19 protein-coding genes, 1 tRNA gene and 2 rRNA genes (1 of these 22 cut by a window edge) are annotated in these 24,059 nt (G+C 41.6%); 19 read left to right on the plus strand and 3 right to left on the minus strand.

Annotation, left to right across the window (positions count from 1 at the left end; genetic code table 11):
• Window positions 1-159 precede the first annotated feature (159 nt).
• The 5 genes from purD (at window position 160) to purB (ending at window position 6,566) form a co-directional block, all read left to right on the plus strand.
• Window positions 160-1,422, plus strand: a complete 1,263-nt coding sequence (purD, locus tag A6J31_RS09690; RefSeq protein WP_048790889.1) for a phosphoribosylamine--glycine ligase — start codon at window positions 160-162, stop codon at window positions 1,420-1,422.
• 333 nt (window positions 1,423-1,755) lie between these two features.
• Window positions 1,756-2,244, plus strand: coding sequence for a 5-(carboxyamino)imidazole ribonucleotide mutase (purE, locus tag A6J31_RS09695; protein ID WP_014633767.1), 489 nt, complete (start codon window positions 1,756-1,758; stop codon window positions 2,242-2,244).
• Window positions 2,231-3,310, plus strand: coding sequence for a 5-(carboxyamino)imidazole ribonucleotide synthase (gene purK / locus A6J31_RS09700; RefSeq protein WP_080611058.1), 1,080 nt, complete (start codon window positions 2,231-2,233; stop codon window positions 3,308-3,310). Before purE ends, purK begins: the two co-directional genes overlap by 14 nt.
• Before the next feature lie 122 nt (window positions 3,311-3,432).
• Window positions 3,433-4,893 (plus strand): hypothetical protein, encoded by a 1,461-nt coding sequence (locus tag A6J31_RS09705; protein WP_080611060.1) that lies wholly within the window; start codon window positions 3,433-3,435, stop codon window positions 4,891-4,893.
• A gap of 374 nt (window positions 4,894-5,267) precedes the next feature.
• Window positions 5,268-6,566, plus strand: a complete 1,299-nt coding sequence (purB, locus tag A6J31_RS09710; RefSeq protein ID WP_080611061.1) for an adenylosuccinate lyase — start codon at window positions 5,268-5,270, stop codon at window positions 6,564-6,566.
• An 875-nt stretch (window positions 6,567-7,441) separates the two neighbouring features.
• Here purB and argS read toward each other — a convergent pair.
• Entirely contained in the window at window positions 7,442-9,133 is a 1,692-nt protein-coding gene (gene argS, locus A6J31_RS09715; protein ID WP_048790892.1) for an arginine--tRNA ligase, read from the minus strand.
• Window positions 9,134-9,287: 154 nt separating this feature from the next.
• Here argS and argR point away from each other — a divergent pair, with 154 nt between their 5' ends.
• Genes argR through mutS form a run of 3 tightly spaced genes read left to right on the plus strand, consistent with a single transcriptional unit; the run spans window position 9,288 to window position 12,626 of the window.
• Window positions 9,288-9,716, plus strand: a complete 429-nt coding sequence (gene argR / locus A6J31_RS09720; RefSeq protein WP_170314548.1) for an arginine repressor — start codon at window positions 9,288-9,290, stop codon at window positions 9,714-9,716.
• A complete protein-coding gene (locus tag A6J31_RS09725; protein ID WP_048790893.1) occupies window positions 9,716-10,075 on the plus strand; it encodes a YlbF family regulator in 360 nt (119 codons plus the stop codon). The genes argR and A6J31_RS09725 overlap by 1 nt, the downstream gene beginning before the upstream one ends.
• Before the next feature lie 19 nt (window positions 10,076-10,094).
• The gene (gene mutS, locus A6J31_RS09730) at window positions 10,095-12,626 is read left to right on the plus strand and encodes a DNA mismatch repair protein MutS (RefSeq protein WP_413081396.1); all 2,532 of its coding nucleotides are present in this window, start codon (window positions 10,095-10,097) and stop codon (window positions 12,624-12,626) included.
• A gap of 33 nt (window positions 12,627-12,659) precedes the next feature.
• Here the strand turns inward: mutS and A6J31_RS09735 are convergent, their stop codons facing one another.
• Window positions 12,660-13,115, minus strand: coding sequence for a DUF3021 domain-containing protein (locus A6J31_RS09735; RefSeq protein ID WP_080611065.1), 456 nt, complete (start codon window positions 13,113-13,115; stop codon window positions 12,660-12,662).
• Window positions 13,112-13,549 (minus strand): LytTR family DNA-binding domain-containing protein, encoded by a 438-nt coding sequence (locus tag A6J31_RS09740; protein ID WP_002886318.1) that lies wholly within the window; start codon window positions 13,547-13,549, stop codon window positions 13,112-13,114. The genes A6J31_RS09735 and A6J31_RS09740 overlap by 4 nt, the downstream gene beginning before the upstream one ends.
• A 178-nt stretch (window positions 13,550-13,727) precedes the next feature.
• Here A6J31_RS09740 and A6J31_RS09745 point away from each other — a divergent pair, with 178 nt between their 5' ends.
• The 11 genes from A6J31_RS09745 to A6J31_RS09795 form a co-directional block, all read left to right on the plus strand.
• Entirely contained in the window at window positions 13,728-14,033 is a 306-nt protein-coding gene (locus tag A6J31_RS09745) for a hypothetical protein (protein WP_064524956.1), read from the plus strand.
• A gap of 49 nt (window positions 14,034-14,082) precedes the next feature.
• Window positions 14,083-16,026, plus strand: a complete 1,944-nt coding sequence (gene mutL / locus A6J31_RS09750) for a DNA mismatch repair endonuclease MutL (RefSeq protein WP_022495805.1) — start codon at window positions 14,083-14,085, stop codon at window positions 16,024-16,026.
• A gap of 130 nt (window positions 16,027-16,156) precedes the next feature.
• Window positions 16,157-16,378, plus strand: a complete 222-nt coding sequence (locus tag A6J31_RS09755) for a hypothetical protein (RefSeq protein WP_080611067.1) — start codon at window positions 16,157-16,159, stop codon at window positions 16,376-16,378.
• A 157-nt stretch (window positions 16,379-16,535) separates the two neighbouring features.
• Window positions 16,536-17,126 carry a Holliday junction branch migration protein RuvA gene (gene ruvA, locus A6J31_RS09760; RefSeq protein ID WP_004181981.1) on the plus strand — a complete coding sequence of 197 codons (591 nt, stop codon included), beginning with the start codon at window positions 16,536-16,538 and terminating at the stop codon, window positions 17,124-17,126.
• An 8-nt stretch (window positions 17,127-17,134) separates the two neighbouring features.
• Entirely contained in the window at window positions 17,135-17,689 is a 555-nt protein-coding gene (locus A6J31_RS09765; RefSeq protein WP_080611069.1) for a DNA-3-methyladenine glycosylase I, read from the plus strand.
• 96 nt (window positions 17,690-17,785) lie between these two features.
• Window positions 17,786-19,054 (plus strand): competence/damage-inducible protein A, encoded by a 1,269-nt coding sequence (locus A6J31_RS09770; RefSeq protein ID WP_080611071.1) that lies wholly within the window; start codon window positions 17,786-17,788, stop codon window positions 19,052-19,054.
• Between the two features lie 35 nt (window positions 19,055-19,089).
• On the plus strand, window positions 19,090-20,229 hold the full coding sequence (recA, locus tag A6J31_RS09775) for a recombinase RecA (protein WP_002886327.1): 1,140 nt from the start codon (window positions 19,090-19,092) through the stop codon (window positions 20,227-20,229).
• 166 nt (window positions 20,230-20,395) lie between these two features.
• Window positions 20,396-20,794, plus strand: coding sequence for a transcriptional regulator Spx (gene spx / locus A6J31_RS09780; protein WP_002886328.1), 399 nt, complete (start codon window positions 20,396-20,398; stop codon window positions 20,792-20,794).
• A gap of 421 nt (window positions 20,795-21,215) precedes the next feature.
• A 16S ribosomal RNA gene (locus tag A6J31_RS09785) occupies window positions 21,216-22,763 on the plus strand.
• Between the two features lie 54 nt (window positions 22,764-22,817).
• Window positions 22,818-22,890: transfer RNA gene (locus tag A6J31_RS09790), tRNA-Ala, on the plus strand.
• 146 nt (window positions 22,891-23,036) lie between these two features.
• A 23S ribosomal RNA gene (locus A6J31_RS09795) occupies window positions 23,037-24,059 on the plus strand (it continues 1,877 nt past the right edge of the window).
• The 16S and 23S rRNA genes sit together here with 1 tRNA gene alongside, the layout of an rRNA operon.

The following is a 24,059-nucleotide window of genomic DNA, read 5'->3' on the forward strand; positions in this document are numbered from 1 at the left end:
GCCGCCTTTTTTATGTCCAAATTTGGATACATACCCATATCTCCGAACAAATATGTTATAATGGTTATGTATAATTCGTGAAAATTGCTAATTTTTCCGAATGATTGTCGTTAACGGGCATTTGCCCCTAGTCTTATTTGATATTGAGGTATCTTTCAAATGAAACTTTTGGTTGTTGGTTCTGGTGGTCGTGAACATGCGATTGCCAAGAAATTATTGGAGTCTAAGGATGTTGAGCAAGTTTTCGTGGCTCCTGGTAATGACGGGATGACATTGGACGGTCTTGATTTGATCAATATCGGAATTTCCGAACATTCTAATCTAATTGACTTTGCAAAGGCGAACGATATTGCTTGGACCTTTATCGGTCCAGATGATGCCCTTGCGGCTGGTATCGTGGATGATTTCAATGCAGCTGGTCTTAAGGCTTTTGGTCCGACCAAGGCTGCGGCTGAGCTAGAGTGGTCTAAGGATTTCGCTAAGGAAATCATGGTCAAATACGACGTTCCGACAGCAGCCTATGGCACATTTTCAGATTTCGAGGAAGCCAAGGCCTACATCGAGGAAAAAGGTGCTCCAATCGTCGTCAAGGCAGACGGCTTGGCCCTAGGTAAAGGTGTCGTCGTTGCTGAAACGGTTGAGCAAGCCGTCGAAGCTGCTCACGAGATGCTTTTGGACAATAAATTCGGTGATTCAGGTGCGCGTGTGGTCATCGAGGAATTTCTTGACGGGGAAGAGTTTTCTCTCTTTGCCTTTGTTAATGGTGACAAGTTCTACATCATGCCAACGGCTCAGGACCACAAACGTGCTTATGATGGGGACAAGGGCCCTAACACTGGTGGGATGGGTGCCTATGCGCCGGTTCCTCACTTGCCACAGAGCGTAGTTGACACAGCGGTTGACACTATTGTCAAGCCAGTCCTTGAAGGTATGATTAAAGAAGGTCGTCCTTACACTGGTGTTCTTTACGCTGGTCTTATCTTGACAGCTGACGGCCCTAAAGTCATCGAGTTCAACTCACGTTTTGGCGATCCTGAAACGCAAATAATCTTGCCTCGTTTGACTTCTGATTTTGCGCAAAATATCACTGACATTTTGGATGGTAAAGAGCCAACTATCACTTGGACGGATAAGGGTGTGACACTGGGTGTGGTTGTAGCCTCAAACGGCTACCCACTCGCTTATGAGAAGGGTGTCAAACTTCCAGCCAAGACAGATGGTGACATCATCACTTACTATGCTGGTGCTAAATTCGCTGAAAATGGCCAAGACCTCCTCTCAAACGGAGGACGTGTCTACATGCTTGTCACAACAGCAGACACCGTCAAAGACGGCCAAAACATCATCTACAACGAACTCGACAAACAAAACACAGAAGGCCTCTTCTATCGTACGGATATTGGTAGCAAGGCTAACAAATAAAACTCTTTGAAAATCTTCGATTGACTGTGTTAAAGCTCCTTGATGAACTTTAGTTCTATCTTCGTCGCTTTGCCTTGTCACTCTATGATTTTCTTTGAGTTTTCGAATATCAATGCTATATTAGGCGACGAAGTCGCCAATCCGATAATGGTCGTTTGATTTGCGAGCGTTAGCGAGCTAGTATAGGATAATCGTCGCAGTAGTGGAACTCCTAGTAGCAGAGCTACTAGGAGCGGAAAACTGGAGACTCAGGCTCCAGTTTTAGTAATGGAACGCTACAGGCGGTCGCTTACGTCCGCACTACATTAGACGATTATCAAAAAAGGAGAAAAAATGAAACCAGTAATTTCCATTATCATGGGCTCAAAATCCGACTGGGCAACCATGCAAAAAGCCGCTGAAGTCCTCGACAACTTCGGCGTTGCTTACGAAAAGAAAGTTGTTTCCGCACACCGTACACCAGACCTCATGTTCAAACATGCCGAAGAAGCACGTAGCCGTGGCATTAAGGTCATCATCGCTGGTGCGGGTGGCGCAGCTCACTTGCCAGGGATGGTTGCTGCCAAAACAACCCTTCCAGTCATCGGTGTACCAGTCAAATCGCGTGCCCTTAGCGGTGTGGATTCACTCTATTCTATCGTTCAGATGCCAGGTGGTGTACCTGTTGCAACTATGGCTATCGGTGAAGCTGGTGCGACTAACGCTGCCCTCTTTGCCCTCCGTCTCCTCTCAGTAGAAGACAAGGCCATTGCGGACGCACTTGCTAACTTTGCTGAAGAACAAGGAAAAATCGCAGAGGAGTCTACAAATGAGCTCAACTAAAACCATTGGTATCATCGGTGGTGGCCAGCTCGGTCAGATGATGGCTATCTCAGCTATCTACATGGGCCACAAGGTTATCACCCTTGATCCAGCAGCAGATTGTCCATCTTCTCGTGTGTCTGAGGTTATCGTGGCACCCTATGATGATGTAGATGCCCTTCGTCAGTTGGCAGACCGCTGTGATGTTCTCACTTATGAGTTTGAAAATGTTGACGCTGACGGCCTTGACGCTGTTATCAAAGATGGTCAACTTCCACAAGGAACAGACCTGCTTCGCATTTCACAAAACCGTATTTTTGAGAAGGACTTTCTCTCAAACAAGGCTAAAGTAACCGTTGCTCCTTACAAAGTCGTGACATCTAGCCTTGATTTGGAAGATATTGACCTTTCTAAAAAATACGTCCTCAAGACTGCGACAGGTGGTTACGATGGCCACGGTCAAAAAGTCATCACGTCAGCTGACGATTTGGAAGAGGCAAATGCCCTTGCTAATTCAGCTGAGTGTGTCTTGGAAGAGTTCGTCAACTTCGACCTTGAAATTTCAGTCATCGTGTCTGGTAATGGCAAGGATGTGACGGTTTTCCCAGTTCAGGAAAATATCCACCGCAATAACATCCTTTCTAAAACCATCGTGCCTGCTCGCATTTCTGATAGTCTAGCTGAGAAAGCTAAAGCTATGGCTATGAAGATTGCTGAGCAGCTTAATCTCTCTGGTACTCTCTGTGTGGAAATGTTTGCGACAGCTGATGACATCATCGTCAACGAAATCGCACCACGCCCACACAATTCAGGTCACTACTCAATCGAAGCTTGCGATTTTTCACAGTTTGATACGCATATCCTGGGCGTTCTCGGAGCGCCACTTCCAGCAATCCACCTCCATGCGCCAGCTGTCATGCTCAATGTCCTCGGGCAACACGTCGAAGCAGCTGAGCGTTATGTCACAGAAAATCCAAGCGCCCACCTCCACATGTATGGTAAACTAGAAGCGAAGCACAACCGCAAAATGGGACATGTGACTTTGTTTAGTGATGAACTAGATAGTGTGGTTGAGTTTGGGGAGTAAGTTAGAACTCTATAGAATCCGTTGTCCTATTCTTATAGTGATAAAGATAATAGGTTGATTGTAAATGATGGAATTGATAAGAAAAGTCAGCCAACAATAACTAAGGGGGATTTATCGTCAAGATGTACCAAAAATATATCATAAAAGTTAAAAACAAGTCGGTCATTGCAAATCAAGATGTTGTTATTAATAATTTGTCACAAAATCCTGATTTATTAAAAATTGAAAGAAGTGATTCAAAACTATTTGCGGAATTAGGTATGTGTAAGTTACCCATCGAGATTATTTATATGGGGAATGACGAGAAATTTCCTACTATTACAATAAAAGTTTCATCGAATTCTGTAGATGAATTAGAATCTTTTGAGAAAGTATTTAACAATATTGTAAGAACAGATAATAGATTTAGCCGAGTCAATTGTACGTTTGATGGGATAAGTGAATATTATTCATCGTCTATATATGCGAAATTACATAGAATTGAACGGAAAGGTCGAGAACTATTAAAAGAGATGTTTTATGTTTCGGATGATAGTGAAGATTTAAAAAAATATGGAAATTCTGTTGATGAGATAGATAAAGATTTCACTTTTGGAAATTTAATTGATGCTATTTTCAAAAAGGAAGATAAAAAAAATATTGAACTAATTGAATATATACACGAGTGTGTTCTGAAAAAGAAAGTACCAGAAGATAAAATTCTTCCTAAAACAATTTGGGAACAGTTAATTTTTAAGCTTACAAAAGATAGAGATCTTACTTCAAAAGATACAGAAATTGAATTGCTATTATCCAAAATAAAAAAAGCAAGAAATTCAGTAGCTCACTGTAACAAATTTTCAAAAACTCAATATGATTCAACTATAGAAGATATTGAGCAATTAGAATCTCAATTTGATAATATCATTGAAGCTATTAAGTTAGGTAGTATTTCAGTAAAAGATTTTTCTGCTGAGTTACGTGGTGCAAATAATGAGATTTTATCGACTCAAAGTGATGTAGTAAAACAATATCTTGATGCGTACGGAGTTTTTGAACAAGATTTATTAGGTCAAGTTCAAGGTTCAGAAATTAAATGGGACAAGGTCCCAGAGGAATATAGATTGCATCATAATTTTTATGAAACCATTAGAGAGAAAACAGATTCTGAAATAATAGCAGAAACAGAAGAACTAGAAAAAATCAATATAGATCTTGAAAGTCCTAATACTCAAGATGATTTGACTATTATTGTGCCAGCTCAAGAAGAAGGTTTTCAACGGGTGTTCCTTCGTGATCACGAATGGTATGATATACGAATTGGTAAAGCTCGAAGGAATAAAATTAAATATATCGCAGGGTACGAAGTTGCGCCACGAAGTGGAATACAATATACGGCTAAAGTGAAAAAGATTGTTCCATCTGATAATTATTTAGGATATTGGAAAGTAGTTTTTGAGGGAGAGCCAGAAAAATATGATCATTTGATTCCATTAGGAAACACCTATCCACCGCAGAATATCAGATATACAACAAAACGTGAATTAGATGAAGTAGCTAATAATAATGAAACGTTGGAAAAAATTTTTAATAATCCATATTAAATCGAAACTCAAATAAATTTATACATATACTAAAAATATTTAAGCGTAAAATATAGATGTTTGAATTTCTTAAAAAGGTAACAAGGGTACTCGTATTCACAAAAACTGAATACGGGTTACAGATTTCCTTTGACTGAGACTAGAAACAAAAGAAAGGAGAAGAGGGCAAGTTCAAGTATTTGAACCCGAGATAAAAATGTCTCTCTCCTGTAAAAAAATAAACAAAAAAGAAAGGAACAAGGGTACCCGTATTCACAAAAACTGAATACGGGCTACGGACTTGGTCAAAAAGATAGTTTTTCCTAGAAGCTGACGCTTCTTCGTCTAAACTCCTATTTTGACTGTGTCCGCTTAACGCCCTTAATATCTTAATCATGATCGAACGTTATTCTCGCCCAGAAATGGCGAACATTTGGAGTGAAGAAAATAAATACCGTGCTTGGCTTGAGGTGGAAATCTTGGCTGATGAAGCATGGGCTGAGTTGGGAGAAATCCCTAAGGAAGATGTGGCTTTGATTCGTGAAAAAGCGGACTTTGACATCGACCGTATTTTGGAAATCGAGCAGCAAACTCGTCACGATGTGGTTGCCTTCACACGTGCGGTTTCTGAAACGCTTGGTGAAGAGCGTAAGTGGGTTCACTATGGTTTGACTTCTACTGACGTGGTAGATACTGCCTATGGTTACCTCTACAAACAGGCCAACGACATCATCCGTCGTGACCTTGAAAACTTCCTTAACATCATTGCTGACAAAGCGAAAGAACACAAGTTTACTATCATGATGGGGCGTACCCACGGTGTACACGCTGAGCCTACAACTTTTGGTCTTAAATTGGCCACTTGGTACAGCGAAATGAAACGTAACATCGAGCGTTTCGAGCATGCGGCTGCTGGTGTGGAAGCTGGTAAGATTTCTGGTGCGGTTGGTAACTTTGCCAATATCCCACCATTCGTTGAAAAATACGTCTGCGATAAACTTGGTATTCGTGCTCAAGAAATCTCTACACAGGTACTTCCTCGTGACCTTCATGCTGAGTACTTTGCAGTTCTTGCTAGTATCGCAACTTCTATCGAGCGTATGGCAACTGAAATCCGTGGTCTTCAAAAATCTGAACAACGTGAAGTGGAAGAGTTCTTTGCTAAAGGCCAAAAAGGGTCTTCAGCAATGCCTCACAAACGTAACCCTATCGGTTCTGAAAACATGACAGGTCTTGCACGTGTCATCCGTGGTCACATGGTAACAGCTTATGAAAACGTAGCCCTTTGGCATGAACGTGATATCTCTCACTCATCAGCTGAGCGTATCATCGCACCAGACACAACCATCTTGATTGACTACATGCTTAACCGTTTTGGAAATATCGTTAAGAACTTGACAGTCTTCCCAGAAAACATGATCCGCAACATGAACTCTACATTTGGTCTTATCTTCAGCCAACGTGCCATGCTTACTTTGATTGAAAAAGGTATGACACGTGAGCAAGCTTACGACCTTGTTCAACCTAAGACTGCCCAATCATGGGATAACCAAGTAGACTTTAAACCACTTCTTGAATCAGATCCAGAGGTAACATCTCGTCTCACTCAAGAAGAGATCGACGAAATCTTCAACCCAGTTTACTACACTAAACGTGTTGATGAAATCTTCGAACGCATTGGTTTGGGTGACTAATCTAAACAAAATAACAGAAAGCAGGTTTGCCCTGCTTTTTTTGATGGTGACATTTATGTCACTAGTTTTGTTTCTTTTTCAGCCTTATAATAGGGTCATCGTAAGAAAACTATCAGAAAGGAGAAGTTAGCAATCTTAAAAGGACGACTTAACTATTTACCGGAACTTAGCCTCTTAATAGTAAGCATTGCCTATAATATCATCCGCATCATGAATGATCTTGGAAGTATCAAAGCCCCTCTTGGTTTTTAGATATGGATATCCCTAGTGGGTCCTTACTATTACTTATTTTGCTTATTATTTTAAAAAGTGAAGCAAGAGAATAAAACTTTAAGCAAGTTTTAAGTTTATTAGTTTATATTATAACCATCCTAATAAAACAACTAGCTTTGGTGAGCTAGTAGTAAAAAAAACTTTTTCATAACTAATCTCCCCGAAGAAAGTCTAGAAATCTAGGCTTTTTTCTTGTTTTTTGAGCTTTTATTAGGGAATTTTAAGAAAATACTTGAAAACCCTTCCAAAACAAGGTAATATAGTTATATAAAGATTCTATTGGACAAGCGGTCACCTTGGAGGATTAGGAAGAAGAGGTTGGGAAGCCTGTACAATCGTATCTTTTCAGTGGTCTTTGAACTGCTGTGAAAATCCCTTAGGGGATTTTTTTCTGCGATTTAAGGTTTCTTTAAGGAAGGCAAGTTATACTCTAAGTCTCCTAAATAACTTTTACTGAACGTAGTTCAGTGAATCTCGTTGGCTTACACTTTTTGTAGAACAACGAACTTTTCTTTTTCATAATCTCCAAAAGAGCTCAACACCATGTGTTGGGTTCTTTTTTTGGCAATTAAAAAAACGCCCTTAGGCGTTTTAAGTATAGATTACATCTCGTCTGGAGCTTCAACACCGAGAAGGCGAAGAGCTTCTTTGAGGACTGTTGCTGTTGCGTAGCAAAGAGCCAAACGGCTGTCACGTTCTGGGCTTTCGTCCAAGATACGTGTGTGTGCATAGTATTTGTTAAAGGCTTGAGCTAAGCTGATAGCAAATTTAGCAACGATAGATGGCTCAAAGTTGTCTGATGCACGGTTGATGATACGTGGGAAGTCTTGGATGAGTTTGATGATTTCCCAGCTTTCAACGTCGTTTAGGCTGTATGTAGCATCTGCAGATGGCGTGAAGTTAGCCTTGCGCAAGATAGATTGGATACGAGCGTGTGCATATTGAACGTAAGGTCCAGTTTCTCCCTCGAAGGATACCATGGCATCAAGGTCGAAGTCGTAACCATTCATACGGTCTGTTTTAAGATCGTAGAATTTGATAGCTCCGACACCTACAGCATGAGCAACAGCTTCCTTGTTAGGCAAGTTTGGATTCTTAGCTTCGATTTGAGCCTGGGCACGGTTAACAGCTTCGGCAATAGTTGGCTCAAGCAAGATAACGTTCCCCTTACGAGTTGACAATTTCTTACCGTTCTTAGTTACAAGACCAAAGGCAACGTGAGTCATGTCGTCAGACCAGTCGTAGCCCATTTCTTTAAGAACAGCTTTCAACTGTTTGAAGTGAGCAGATTGTTCATTACCAACCACATAGATGGCTTTGGCAAAGTCGTAAGTACGTTTACGGTAGAGGGCAGCAGCCAAGTCACGTGTGATGTAAAGTGTCGCACCATCTGATTTTTTGATGAGGGCTGGGTGTTCGATACCGTATTTTTCAAGGTTAACCACTTGGGCACCTTGAGATTCTTGGAGAAGTCCTTTTTCTGTCAAGATGTCAACGACTTCATCCATCTTATCATTGTAGAAGGCTTCACCGTTGTAGCTATCAAAAGAAACACCGAGTTCATCGTAAAGACGGTTGAATTCCACCAAGCTTTCGTCACGGAACCATTGCCAAAGGGCAGTTGCTTCCTCGTCACCAGCTTCCAATTTGCGGAACCATTCACGAGCTTCTTTGTCTACAGATGGGTCTTCTTCAGCTTCGGCATTGATACGCACATAAAGTTGAAGGAGTTCGTTGATAGGGTTAGCTTTGACAGCTTCCTCGCTACCCCATTTCTTATAGGCAACAATCAGCATACCAAACTGTTTACCCCAGTCACCCAAGTGGTTGATGCGGACTGGTTTGTAGCCTTGTTTAGCTACGATGTTGGCAAGAGCATCAGCGATAACTGTTGAACGCAAGTGACCGATAGAGAAAGGTTTAGCGATGTTAGGACTAGACATATCAAAGGCGATGTTACGTCCGTGACCGATGTTTTGGTCAGCGTAGTGGCTGCCTTGAGCGATAACTTGTCCAAGAACGTCCGCTGAGATTTTTGATTTATCAAGGAAGAAGTTGATATAAGGACCAACAGCTTCAACTTTTTCAAAGTTTGAGGCATCGATTTTTTCAGCGATGTCTGCTGCAATCATCTGAGGAGCCTTGCGCAAGACTTTAGCCAATGAGAAGGCAGGAAAGGCGAGGTCCCCCATGTCAGCATTTTTAGGGGTTTCAAGCAGATTTTGAATGTTTTCTTGTTCCAATTCGGGAACAACTTTGGCAATTTCTGCTGCAATGAGTTCTTTAGTATTCATAGGTACTCCATTTCAAATCTTGTCATTCATACCTATTTTACCATTATTTTAGTTAATAGGGTAGGGACAAGAAAGCATCTATTAGGAAGTATTTCATGAAAAAATACAAAAATTCTGTTATAATATGCAAGGAATATACATAAAAAGAGGAAAGATAATGAAGAGAGATCGTCAAGCTGTTATTAAACAGATGATTTCAAGAGATAAGATTGGGACACAAGAGGAAATTAAGCAACGCCTAGAGGCGGAAGGTATCACAGTTACACAAGCGACCTTGTCACGTGATTTGCGTGAGATTGGACTTTTGAAGCTTCGTGATGAAGAAGGCAGACTTTACTACAGTTTGTCTGAACATGTGCTTCCAAGTTTGGATCCTACGGTTAAGGACTATGTCAAATCAGTTTCCCGTGCCCAGTTTATGCTGGTCCTTCACACGGAGTTGGGTGAAGCTGATGTTTTGGCCAATCTAATTGACAGTGATGGCAACCCTGAAATTTTAGGAACCGTTGCTGGCGCAGATACCCTCTTGGTAATCTGTAAGGATGCTGTGGTTGCTGAAAAACTGGAAAGCGAGTTTCACTGATGAATACTCCTCATCAGGATCTCCAAAAAGCCAAAGAAGAGTTAATTGACCTCCTCAAACACCATGAGGCGGTTCTTGCTTTTCAAGAGGCTGAGAAAGCTATTGGACAGGTCCCTCAAATCAGTCATCTAGCTGGACATATGAAGGCTTATCAACAAGAAGCAGTGCTTTTTCAAAAAATTGAGAAACAACGTGCCTATGAGGAGGCAGGTGAACAAGCAGATTTGATTCAGCATGAGTTGGAAAATTTGCCTATTGTTCAGGACTACCGTCAAAAAATGCAAGATGCCAGTGACTTGATCCAATATGTGACCAAGTCTATCGAAGAAAGGATTAACGAGGAGTTAAGACATGGCTAAGGAAAAAATATCTCCAGGAATGCAGCAGTATTTGGATATCAAGGAAAATTATCCAGATGCTTTTTTGCTCTTCCGTATGGGGGATTTTTATGAACTTTTTTACGAGGATGCCGTTAAGGCTGCCCAGATTTTGGAAATTAGCCTAACCAGTCGTAATAAAAACGCCGATAATCCCATTCCTATGGCGGGTGTACCTTATCACTCAGCTCAAGCCTATATTGATGTCTTGGTTGAGATGGGCTACAAGGTAGCCATTGCTGAGCAGATGGAGGATCCTAAACAGGCTGTTGGTGTGGTTAAGCGTGAGGTGGTTCAGGTTATCACGCCAGGGACAGTGGTTGACAGTTCTAAACCTGATAATGCCAACAATTTCTTGGTAGCTATTGACAAGGCTGGAAGTCGATTCGGTCTGGCCTATATGGATGTGTCAACGGGTGAATTTTTTGCGACAGAGTTGGACGATTTCAGTTCAGTTTGTAGTGAAATTCAGAACCTTAAGGCACGTGAAGTAGTGGTTGGTTATGATTTACCCGAAGCTGATGAACAAATTTTGGTGAAGCAACTCAACCTTCTACTTTCCAAGGAAACAGAGGTTTACGATGATGTCCACTTGATTGACACTAGCTTGACAGATTTGGAAAGCAGTGTAGCGGGTAAACTTCTCCAGTATGTGCACCGTACTCAGATGCGTGAGCTCAGCCATTTACAAAAAGCTCAGCACTATGAGATTAAGGATTACTTGCAGATGTCCTATGCGACCAAGTCGAGTTTGGATTTACTGGAAAATGCTAGAACAGGTAAGAAACATGGTTCTCTTTTCTGGCTCTTGGATGAAACCAAGACAGCTATGGGAATGCGTCTCTTACGTACTTGGATTGATAGACCTTTAGTGAATCAGGCTGCAATCGTGGAGCGTCAGAATATTATCCAAGTTTTCTTGGACAATTTCTTCGAGCGTAGTGATCTGACTGAGAGTCTTAAAGGGGTTTACGATATTGAGCGCCTGGCCAGCCGTGTTTCCTTTGGAAAGGCTAATCCTAAAGATTTGATTCAGCTAGGTCATACCCTAGCTCAGGTTCCAGTTATTAAGGCGATTTTGGAGTCTTTTGATGACGAGGCCTTGTCACGTCTTTTACAAGAGTTAGATGCTCTGCCAGAATTAGAGAGTCTGATTCGGTCGGCTATTGATCCCGATGCTCCTGCAACCATTACAGAAGGTGGCATTATCCGTGCTGGTTTTGATGAGACCTTGGACAAGTATCGCAAGGTGATGAGTGAGGGGACATCATGGATTGCGGATATCGAAGCCAAGGAACGTGAAGCGTCTGGTATTACAACACTAAAAATTGATTATAACCGTAAAGATGGTTATTACTTCCATGTGACCAACTCTAACCTTAGCTTGGTTCCTGACCATTTCTTCCGCAAGGCAACCCTGAAAAATTCAGAGCGTTTTGGAACTGCTGAGTTGGCTAAGATTGAAGGTGAAATGCTAGAGGCACGTGAAAAGTCATCAACGCTAGAGTATGATATTTTCATGCGTGTCCGTGAGCAGGTGGAACGCTATATTGATCGTTTGCAATCTTTGGCTAAGGCTATTGCGACAGTCGATGTGCTTCAGAGTTTGGCAGTTACAGCAGAGACTAATCATTATGTTCGTCCTGTGTTCAATGATGAGCATCGTATCGTTATTGATCAAGGCCGTCATGCGGTGGTTGAGAAGGTTATGGGCGTTCAGGAATACATTCCAAACACGATTACCTTTGACAGTCAGACCAATGTTCAGCTCATCACAGGACCAAATATGAGTGGTAAATCTACTTATATGCGTCAGTTGGCCTTGTCAGTCGTTATGGCTCAGATGGGCTCTTACGTGCCAGCAGATAGTATTGATTTGCCAGTTTTTGACGCCATCTATACACGTATTGGTGCTGCAGATGACCTGATTTCAGGTCAGTCGACCTTCATGGTTGAGATGATGGAGGCTAATCAGGCCATTAAGCGGGCAACACCTAATTCCTTGATTATTTTTGATGAGTTGGGACGTGGGACAGCCACCTATGATGGTATGGCTTTGGCCCAGTCTATTATTGAGTTTATTCATGACAAGGTGGGGGCTAAAACCATGTTTGCTACCCATTATCATGAGTTGACAGCCCTGTCAAATACTTTGACACACCTTGTCAACGTTCATGTGGCGACACTTGAAAAGGACGGAGAGGTGACTTTCCTTCACAAGATTGTCGATGGCCCAGCTGACAAATCTTATGGTATTCATGTAGCTAAGATTGCAGGTTTACCAGTAGATTTACTGGAACGTGCTGACACTATCTTGACACAATTAGAGGGCGAGACAGTTACCATCCAACCTCAGGAAAAGGTATCGCCTCAAGAGAAGCCAGCCACTGAAACACATGTCAACGAGCAAATCTCTCTCTTTGATGATTTTACTGAAAATCCAGTTCTTCAAGAGTTACGTGATTTGGACATTTACAATATGACACCGATGCAAGTCATGATGGCTGTAGCAGATTTGAAACAGAAATTATAAAAGAAGCTTGTCGATTGACAGGCTTCTTGTCTTTTATAGGTGTTTCAATTCTTGGTTGAGTTGTTCAATATCCTTTTTCATTTTCCAATAAGAGAAGACCCAAACGAGCAGATAGATAAGGCTGAATTCAATGACTAGCTCCAAGTAGAAAGTCAAACGTAGAGGGAACCATCCGCTGAGGGTAGCTAGTGGAATGAAACCTAGACAGGTCAAAGCGTAGTGAGTGAGGGTTGCACGAAGCAAACTCCACTCAGCCTTACGGAAAATATAACTAGCGATTTCAAAAAGGATACCGATAGCAAACCAAGTGATGAGGCAGTAGGCTAATACCATAGATCCGTGAACCTGATGTGACGTCATCCATTGTCCAATGGCTGAGTGAGGATTTAGAGGCATGTAGCTTGGTGCCCAGATAAGAGACATAATCATGGATACGGCAAGTCCGATAAGGATGCCCTTTGTGCCTGATTTAAAAAGTTGCTTTTTCATTGTAATTTCTCCTTTATTGCTTTGAGGTAACGGCGTGATGAGTAGGTGGTTTCCTTGTTTTTAAGGTGAATTTCAACGAGGCCGTTAGGGGTAATGTTGAAGCGTTCAATTTCTTTGAGGTTGACAATCTCTGATTGTGAGATTTTGATAAAGTAAGATGGCAGTTTTTCTAAAACTTGATAGAGACGTAAGCCTAAGTGGTACTCTCCTAGAATAGTTTCAGCTAAAACTTGGCGATTTTCGATGTAAATTCTGGAAATAGCATTAGGCTCGATGAGATAAGTTTCGCCATCTTTTTTTCCTTTGAGTCGTTGGTTATCATCCAAAGATTCGACAAACTCGACCACTTGCTGAATCTTGGGCGTCCGACTAGGTGCCTGAATCTGCAACATTTCTTCTTGGAATACCGAGTCAATCTGAACTTTTATTTTCATAACTATCCTTTCTTATTGGTAATTGAGGAGGCCTCCTCCCTTTCACACCTTTATTAAACACTATTTACTAGTCCACAGCAATAGCGTTTGTCTATGTGGTCCTGTATGGTGTCTAAGTGGTTGAAAATATTTTCGAAAACCCCTATACTTAATGAAAACGTACTGACGAGGTAATCACATGAAATCTATAATGAAATGGCTAGCAGGAATTTTTCTTGTCTGCAGTCTGATTTTGAGCTTTTATACACCTTTTGAAAAGGCACTAACACTGAACTTGCTTTTGCTTTATTTCTTTGTGAAGCAGTTTATGGATTCGACAAGCTCCCCCAAAACCTACCAATGGATTTTCCAAGTCATCTACCTCTTGATTTTTTCTGGGCTCATTTGGTTCAATCTTCGTCATGGGGATATGATTGTTATAGCCACAGCCTTATCTTGGCTAACAGTTGTGTGTGAGTTATGGCTTTATAGGAAGCATCAGTAACATTTAGAAACATTGTTCTCTCAACCTTTTAGAAGGGAAAATAATAATTATGCCAAAAATCATCGAATTACCTGAGGTGTTAGCCAACCAGATTGCTGCTGGTGAGGTCGTAGAGCGCCCAGCCAGTGTTGTCAAAGAGTTGGTGGAAAATGCTATTGATGCAGGCAGCACCCAGATTACCATTGAAGTTGAAGAATCAGGCCTCTCAAAAATTCAAATCACAGACAATGGTGAAGGAATGGCTCAAGCTGATGTGGCCATGAGTTTGCGCCGTCATGCAACAAGTAAAATCAAAAATCAAGGAGATCTCTTTCGTATTCGAACCCTTGGTTTTCGAGGTGAGGCCCTACCATCAATAGCTTCTATCAGCCACCTAACTATTGTGACAGCAGCGGATGGAGAAGCCTATGGGACTAAACTGGTTGCTAAAGGTGGAGAAATTGAGAGTCAGGACCCTATTTCAACACCAGTTGGAACAAAGATTACCGTTGAAAACCTATTTTATAATACCCCAGCTCGTCTCAAGTATATGAAGAGTTTACAGGCTGAGTTGGCTCATATTGTCGATGTTGTCAATCGTCTAAGTCTAGCTCATCCCGAGGTTGCCTTTACCTTGCTTAATGATGGTCGTCAGTTGACACAGACATCAGGTACTGGAGACCTCCGTCAAGCTATTGCTGGTATTTATGGTTTGACAACGGCTAAAAAAATGGTGGAGATTTCAAATTCTGACCTTGATTTTGAAGTTTCTGGATATGTTAGTCTCCCTGAGTTGACCCGTGCAAATCGTAACTACATCACGATTCTCATTAACGGACGTTATATTAAAAACTTCCTGCTTAACCGTGCTATTTTTGATGGATATGGCTCTAAACTCATGGTAGGACGCTTCCCTATTGCAGTTATTGATATTCAGATTGATCCTTACTTGGCCGATGTCAATGTTCACCCAACAAAGCAGGAAGTACGTATCTCTAAAGAAAAAGAGCTCATGGCCCTTATCAGCTCAGCCATTGCTCAAAGCCTTAGAGAGCAGGATTTGATTCCTGATGCCCTTGAAAATCTAGCCAAGTCTAGTACTAGAGGTGCAGCTAAGCCAGTTCAAACCAGTCTTCCACTCAAACAAACCAATCTTTACTATGATAGCAGTCGTAATGATTTCTTTGTCAAACCAGAGACAGTCCAAGAAGATATCAAACCTCTTATATCGGAGTCAGAGTCTCCAGTTTCATTGGTAGAAAACAAACCGCAACCTTCTGTTAAACAGGCACAGCGTTCAGCAGATGAAGGTGATAGCGAACACGAAAAACTTGATTATAAAAACAAGTCGAAAATGAAGCGCATGCTTGAAACTCTGGACAATGAGGAAACATCAACCTTCCCTGAGTTGGAGTTTTTTGGTCAAATGCATGGAACCTATCTCTTTGCTCAAGGACAAGGTGGACTTTACATCATTGACCAGCATGCTGCCCAAGAACGTGTCAAGTATGAGTACTATCGCGAAAAGATCGGTGAGGTTGACAGCAGTCTACAACAGCTTTTGGTTCCTTATCTCTTTGAATTTTCAGGTTCAGATTACATTAGTTTACAAGAAAAAATGTCCCTTCTGAACCAGGTTGGTATCTATTTAGAGCCTTATGGGAATAATACCTTCATTCTTCGTGAACATCCTATCTGGATGAAGGAAGAAGAGATTGAATCAGCGGTCTATGAAATGTGTGACATGCTTCTTTTGACGAATGAAGTGTCTGTCAAGACCTACCGTGCTGAGCTAGCCATCATGATGAGTTGTAAACGTTCAATCAAGGCCAATCATGCACTTGATGATTACTCTGCGCGTGACCTCCTAGTACAGCTTGCACAGTGTAAAAATCCCTACAATTGCCCTCACGGACGTCCAGTACTTGTCAACTTTACCAAGTCTGATATGGAAAAAATGTTCCGTCGAATTCAAGAAAATCATACCAGTCTACGTGACCTAGGGAAGTATTAAAACTTTTTTTGATCTTGCTTTACGAATAGGAATGTTAGATTTATAATAGTGGTGAAGATGAGAAATCTTCTAATGTTTTAGCATGTCATTGTAGGATGATTGCCTGATTTTTAAGTTAGGAGGTAGAGTGATGAGACACCTAACAAAAACTAATAAACACTTTGTATTTGTTGGTTTAACATTTTTAGCGACTAGCTTGATTTTCTATATTTTGGCCTGGTTAGGTCAACCAAGTTTGGAGAATACTCTAGTAAATGTTTCTAGCATTGCCTTTACTTTAGGCGTTGTAACATATATTCTATTAGGCCTGAAGATGATTACAGATACTTTAAAGACGAGTAGTCATCCTTAAAATAGAGCAAACAGAATCCACTTTCGAGTGGATTTTTTGTTACAATAGTACAGCAGTGCTTGAGATGACAAAATAAACACTCAAGACAATTATCTTACGAGTATAAAATGATAAAGCAAACCATTGAAGAAACGAACGAGAAAGGAAATCACACGCTATGTATGATTACATCAAGGGAACTCTAGTGAAAATTACCGCCAAGTATATTGTTATAGAAGCAAACGGCTTAGGTTATATTGTCACTGTAGCGAATCCATATAGTTTTTCTGACCAAATGAATCAGACTATCCAAGTCTATCTTCATCAGGTTATTAGAGATGATGCCCACCTTCTGTTTGGTTTTCATACTGAAGATGAAAAAGAGGTCTTCCTTAAGCTTATTTCAGTTTCTGGAATAGGTCCGACGACTGCTCTAGCCATTGTTGCTGTAGATGATAATCAAGGCTTGGTTGCTGCCGTTGATAATAGTGACATCAAGTACTTGATGAAGTTTCCAAAGATTGGTAAAAAGACAGCTCAGCAAATGGTTCTGGACTTGGCAGGGAAATTTGCAGAGTTACCAACAGAAACGACCAAGACAACACCAAGTCAACCTGAAGGGAATCATCAGTTGGACGAGGCTATGGAAGCCTTGCTTGCTCTTGGTTATAAAGCTGCAGAACTTAAGAAAATCAAAGCCTTCTTCGAAGGTACTAATGAAACGGCAGAGCAATACATTAAATCAGCTCTTAAGATGTTGATGAAATGAGGTAAGCAATGGTCAATCGTTGTCGTTGGGTTCCAACAAACAATAAATTATATTGTGATTATCATGACAAGGAGTGGGGAAAACCTATTGGTGATGACCAAAAACTTTTTGAGCTGCTATGCTTAGAAAGTTATCAGTCAGGGCTTTCTTGGTTAACCGTTTTAAATAAAAGACAGGCCTTTAATCGTGTTTTTCATGACTATGATATTGAGCGTGTTGCCCAGTTTAGCCTAAGTGAACTTGAAGATGCGCTTCAAAATCCAGACATCATTAGGCACAAACTTAAGCTAGAAGCAACCGTAAATAATGCCAAACAAGTACTAAAACTCCAAGATGAATTTGGCTCACTGTCCCATTATTTTTGGCATTTCTTTGACGGAAAGCCCTTGATAAATAATGTACCCACATATAAGGATGTCCCATCATCAACTGACTTATCCCAACAGATTGCCAAAAATTTAAAAAAGAGAGGGTTCAAATTTTTAGGACCGACTACTATATATTCATTTTTACAAGCCGCAGGATTTGTGAATGATCATGAAAACAACTGTGACTTCAAATAAATGAGTAGATTTGATTGACAAGACGAGAAAAACATGTTAGTTTATAAACGAACATGTTTTTGAGATTATTTTACGAATAGTAATATAGGTGAACCAATGAAAGCTGAATTGATTGCAGTAGGAACTGAAATCCTAACCGGGCAAATCACCAATACCAATGCCCAATTTTTATCTGAGAAACTAGCTGAACTAGGAATTGACGTGTATTTTCACACAGCAGTAGGAGACAATGAAAATCGCCTACTTTCAGTTCTTGATCAGGCTAGTCAACGTAGTGATTTAGTCATACTTTGTGGTGGACTTGGCCCTACTGAGGACGACCTAACCAAGCAAACACTGGCTAAATTTTTAGGAAAAGAACTCGTTTTTGATGAGGAGGCTAGTAAAAAACTGGATAGTTTCTTTGCTACTCGTCCTAAACACACACGAACGCCTAATAATGAACGTCAAGCACAAATTGTTGAGGGAGCTATTCCCTTGCAAAACCCGACAGGTCTTGCAGTTGGAGGGATTATTACTGCTCAAGGGGTGACCTATGTAGTCTTACCTGGTCCACCAAGTGAACTCAAACCTATGGTGAATCAAGAACTTATTCCAGCTCTTACTGAGAATCACTCAAGTCTTTATTCGAGAGTCCTAAGATTCTTCGGCGTTGGAGAAAGTCAATTAGTGACTATTCTGAAGGATTTTATTGTTAACCAAACAGATCCAACCATAGCTCCATATGCTAAAGTGGGGGAAGTAACACTTCGCTTGTCAACGAAGGCTTCTTCGCAAGAAGAAGCAGATCAAAAACTAGATGTTTTAGAAAAACAAATTCGTTCGACTAAAACTCTAGATGGCAAATCCTTATCTGATTTCATTTATGGATATGGAGAGTCTAATAGTTTAGCCTTTGAAGCTTTTCGTTTGCTTAAGCACTATGGCAAGACCATCACTGCAGCTGAAAGCCTAACAGCAGGTTTATTTCAGGCTAGTATTGCTGATTTTTCAGGGGCCTCACAAGTATTTAAAGGTGGATTTGTTACTTATAGCATTGAAGAAAAAGCTAAAATGTTGGATATTCCCTTGTCGCAACTAGAAGAACATGGTGTTGTCAGTCATTTTACTGCAGAAAAAATGGCTGAAGGTGCTCGAGATAAAACAGATAGCGATTATGGAATTGCACTTACCGGTGTAGCTGGACCAGATTCATTAGAAGGACACCCAGCAGGTACGGTATTTATTGGTATTGCTGATAGGAATCAAGTAAGGTCAATCAAGGTTGTTATAGGTGGAAGAAGTCGTTCTGATGTTAGATATATTAGTACCCTCTATGCCTTTAACCTAGTTCGCCAAGCTTTATTACAAGAAGACATGATTTAAGTTTGTCTTTAACTATAGAAAGAAGAGGAAAATAAGTGGCTAAGAAAACAAAGAAAACAGAAGAAATTACAAAGAAATTTGGAGATGAGCGTCGTAAAGCACTTGACGATGCTTTGAAGAATATTGAAAAAGATTTTGGTAAGGGTGCGGTTATGCGTCTTGGTGAGCGTGCAGAGCAGAAAGTTCAAGTTATGAGTTCAGGCTCGCTGGCTTTGGATATTGCTCTTGGTGCAGGTGGTTATCCTAAAGGTCGTATTATCGAAATTTACGGACCAGAATCATCAGGTAAAACAACTGTAGCCCTCCATGCTGTTGCTCAGACACAAAAAGAAGGCGGAATTGCTGCCTTTATCGATGCAGAGCATGCCCTTGACCCTGCTTATGCGGCAGCCCTAGGTGTAAATATCGATGAACTTCTTTTGTCACAACCTGATTCAGGTGAACAAGGTCTAGAAATTGCTGGTAAGCTGATTGACTCAGGTGCAGTTGATTTGGTTGTTGTTGACTCAGTTGCAGCCTTGGTACCTCGTGCAGAAATTGATGGAGATATTGGTGATAGCCATGTCGGACTTCAAGCGCGTATGATGAGTCAAGCCATGCGTAAGCTTTCTGCTTCTATCAATAAAACAAAAACAATTGCTATCTTCATTAACCAATTGCGTGAAAAAGTTGGTATTATGTTTGGTAATCCAGAAACAACCCCTGGTGGACGTGCTCTAAAATTCTATGCATCAGTACGTCTTGATGTACGTGGAAATACGCAAATCAAAGGGACTGGTGATAAAAAAGACCAAAATGTTGGTAAGGAAACTAAAATTAAGGTTGTCAAAAACAAGGTTGCTCCACCATTTAAAGAAGCCTTTGTTGAAATTATGTATGGTGAAGGGATTTCACAAACAGGTGAGCTTGTAAAAATCGCTAGTGACTTAGGTATTATTCAAAAAGCTGGAGCCTGGTTCTCATACAATGGAGAGAAGATTGGTCAAGGATCTGAAAATGCGAAAAAATATTTGGCAGATCATCCAGATATTTTTGAAGAAATTGATCATAAAGTACGTGTACACTATGGTTTGATTGAACCAGATGAAGAGGATATTGTTGAAGAAGCACAAGTTGAAGAAACATCTGATGAACTTGTTTTAGACCTAGATTCAACCATTGAAATTGAAGAATAAGTGTAAAAGAGCCGACGAGCTCTTTTTTCTTTGTTTTAATCTAAATAAAAAGGGTCTATGATCATTGAAAAAGTCCCCAAGATTCAAAATAGGTCGCTAGACCGATTTCTAAAATCAAGGACAGTGATAAGATAATAGTATCATGTGACAGAAAGAGAGAATTAACATGATTAAGATTTATACAATCTCAAGTTGTACAAGTTGTAAAAAAGCAAAGACATGGTTGAACAACCATCAACTTCCTTATAAAGAACAAAACCTTGGTAAAGAACCACTTACAAAAGAAGAAATCTTAAACATCCTATCAAAAACAGAGAATGGTGTTGAGAGTATTGTTTCATCAAAAAATCGCTATGCTAAAGCTCTAAATTGTGATATCGACGAGCTCAGTGTCAGTGAGGTGATTGATTTGATTCAAGAAAACCCAAGAATCTTGAAGAGCCCAATCTTAATTGATGATAAGAGATTGCAAGTGGGTTATAAGGAAGATGACATCCGTGCTTTCTTACCACGTTCAATAAGAAATGTCGAAAATTCGCAAGCACGCATGCGCGCAGCTCTATAAAAAAGTAAAAAAGGAGATACTTGCGATCTTCTTTTTACGTTTACTCTGGCATAGAAAATAAGTATTGACATTAGTTCTCAAACTTGATAGACTAATAAAGTCTTAAGGAAATTGTCCAGTAACAAAAAGTTTGAAAAAACTTTAAAAAAGTTATTGACAAGACAAGCTAGAGATGATATTATAAATAAGCTGTTTCGCGAGAGACAGCAGACACGAGAAGTAAAAAAACTTCAAAAAAGTGTTGACAAGGTATTCTAGATTTGCTAGAATATAGAAGTTGTCTTAAGAGAGACAAAGACCTTTGAGAACTGAATAAGAAACCAAGTGCAGGGTTATGATAGAAGAATTATAACCTGTCAATTTACAAGAATAAATCGTCAGACGACGGTAATGAGTTAACGCTCGAACAATTATTAAATTTTTTAATGAGAGTTTGATCCTGGCTCAGGACGAACGCTGGCGGCGTGCCTAATACATGCAAGTAGAACGCTGAAGAGAGGAGCTTGCTCTTCTTGGATGAGTTGCGAACGGGTGAGTAACGCGTAGGTAACCTGCCTTGTAGCGGGGGATAACTATTGGAAACGATAGCTAATACCGCATAACAATGGATGACACATGTCATTTATTTGAAAGGGGCAATTGCTCCACTACAAGATGGACCTGCGTTGTATTAGCTAGTAGGTGAGGTAACGGCTCACCTAGGCGACGATACATAGCCGACCTGAGAGGGTGATCGGCCACACTGGGACTGAGACACGGCCCAGACTCCTACGGGAGGCAGCAGTAGGGAATCTTCGGCAATGGGGGCAACCCTGACCGAGCAACGCCGCGTGAGTGAAGAAGGTTTTCGGATCGTAAAGCTCTGTTGTAAGTCAAGAACGAGTGTGAGAGTGGAAAGTTCACACTGTGACGGTAGCTTACCAGAAAGGGACGGCTAACTACGTGCCAGCAGCCGCGGTAATACGTAGGTCCCGAGCGTTGTCCGGATTTATTGGGCGTAAAGCGAGCGCAGGCGGTTTGATAAGTCTGAAGTTAAAGGCTGTGGCTCAACCATAGTTCGCTTTGGAAACTGTCAAACTTGAGTGCAGAAGGGGAGAGTGGAATTCCATGTGTAGCGGTGAAATGCGTAGATATATGGAGGAACACCGGTGGCGAAAGCGGCTCTCTGGTCTGTAACTGACGCTGAGGCTCGAAAGCGTGGGGAGCGAACAGGATTAGATACCCTGGTAGTCCACGCCGTAAACGATGAGTGCTAGGTGTTGGATCCTTTCCGGGATTCAGTGCCGCAGCTAACGCATTAAGCACTCCGCCTGGGGAGTACGACCGCAAGGTTGAAACTCAAAGGAATTGACGGGGGCCCGCACAAGCGGTGGAGCATGTGGTTTAATTCGAAGCAACGCGAAGAACCTTACCAGGTCTTGACATCCCGATGCTATTTCTAGAGATAGAAAGTTACTTCGGTACATCGGTGACAGGTGGTGCATGGTTGTCGTCAGCTCGTGTCGTGAGATGTTGGGTTAAGTCCCGCAACGAGCGCAACCCCTATTGTTAGTTGCCATCATTCAGTTGGGCACTCTAGCGAGACTGCCGGTAATAAACCGGAGGAAGGTGGGGATGACGTCAAATCATCATGCCCCTTATGACCTGGGCTACACACGTGCTACAATGGTTGGTACAACGAGTTGCGAGTCGGTGACGGCAAGCTAATCTCTTAAAGCCAATCTCAGTTCGGATTGTAGGCTGCAACTCGCCTACATGAAGTCGGAATCGCTAGTAATCGCGGATCAGCACGCCGCGGTGAATACGTTCCCGGGCCTTGTACACACCGCCCGTCACACCACGAGAGTTTGTAACACCCGAAGTCGGTGAGGTAACCTTTTGGAGCCAGCCGCCTAAGGTGGGATAGATGATTGGGGTGAAGTCGTAACAAGGTAGCCGTATCGGAAGGTGCGGCTGGATCACCTCCTTTCTAAGGAAAAACGGAATGTACTTGAGTTTCTTATTTAGTTTTGAGAGGTCTTGTGGGGCCTTAGCTCAGCTGGGAGAGCGCCTGCTTTGCACGCAGGAGGTCAGCGGTTCGATCCCGCTAGGCTCCATTGAATCGAAAGATTCAAGTATTGTCCATTGAAAATTGAATATCTATATCAAATTCCATATGTAATTAAATACATATAGATAGTAACAAGAAAATAAACCGAAACGCTGTGAATATTTAATGAGTTAGGTCGAAAGACCAAAATAAGGTTAAGTTAATAAGGGCGCACGGTGGATGCCTTGGCACTAGAAGCCGATGAAGGACGTGACTAACGACGAAATGCTTTGGGGAGCTGTAAGTGAGCAATGATCCAGAGATGTCCGAATGGGGGAACCCGGCAGGTAATGCCTGTCACTCATTACTGTTAAGGTAATGTAGAGGAAGACGCAGTGAACTGAAACATCTAAGTAGCTGCAGGAAGAGAAAGCAAAAGCGATTGCCTTAGTAGCGGCGAGCGAAACGGCAAGAGGGCAAACCGAAGAGTTTACTCTTCGGGGTTGTAGGACTGCAACGTGGACTTAAAGATTATAGAAGAACTACCTGGGAAGGTAGGCCAAAGAGAGTAATAGCCTCGTATTCGAAATAGTCTTTATACCTAGCAGTATCCTGAGTACGGCGAGACACGAGAAATCTCGTCGGAATCTGGGAGGACCATCTCCCAACCCTAAATACTCTCTAGTGACCGATAGTGAACCAGTACCGTGAGGGAAAGGTGAAAAGCACCCCGGGAGGGGAGTGAAATAGAACCTGAAACCGTGTGCCTACAACAAGTTCGAGCCCGTTAATGGGTGAGAGCGTGCCTTTTGTAGAATGAACCGGCGAGTTACGATATGATGCGAGGTTAAGTTGAAGAGACGGAGCCGTAGGGAAACCGAGTCTTAATAGGGCGCATTAGTATCATGTCGTAGACCCGAAACCATGTGACCTACCCATGAGCAGGTTGAAGGTGAGGTAAAACTCACTGGAGGACCGAACCAGGGCACGTTGAAAAGTGCTTGGATGACTTGTGGGTAGCGGAGAAATTCCAAACGAACTTGGAGATAGCTGGTTCTCTCCGAAATAGCTTTAGGGCTAGCGTCGATGTTAAGTCTCTTGGAGGTAGAGCACTGTTTGGGTGAGGGGTCCATCCCGGATTACCAATCTCAGATAAACTCCGAATGCCAACGAGATATAATCGGCAGTCAGACTGCGAGTGCTAAGATCCGTAGTCGAAAGGGAAACAGCCCAGAC

Source organism: Streptococcus sp. FDAARGOS_192 (assembly GCF_002073815.2).
Classification (GTDB): Bacteria; Bacillota; Bacilli; order Lactobacillales; family Streptococcaceae; genus Streptococcus; species Streptococcus salivarius_H.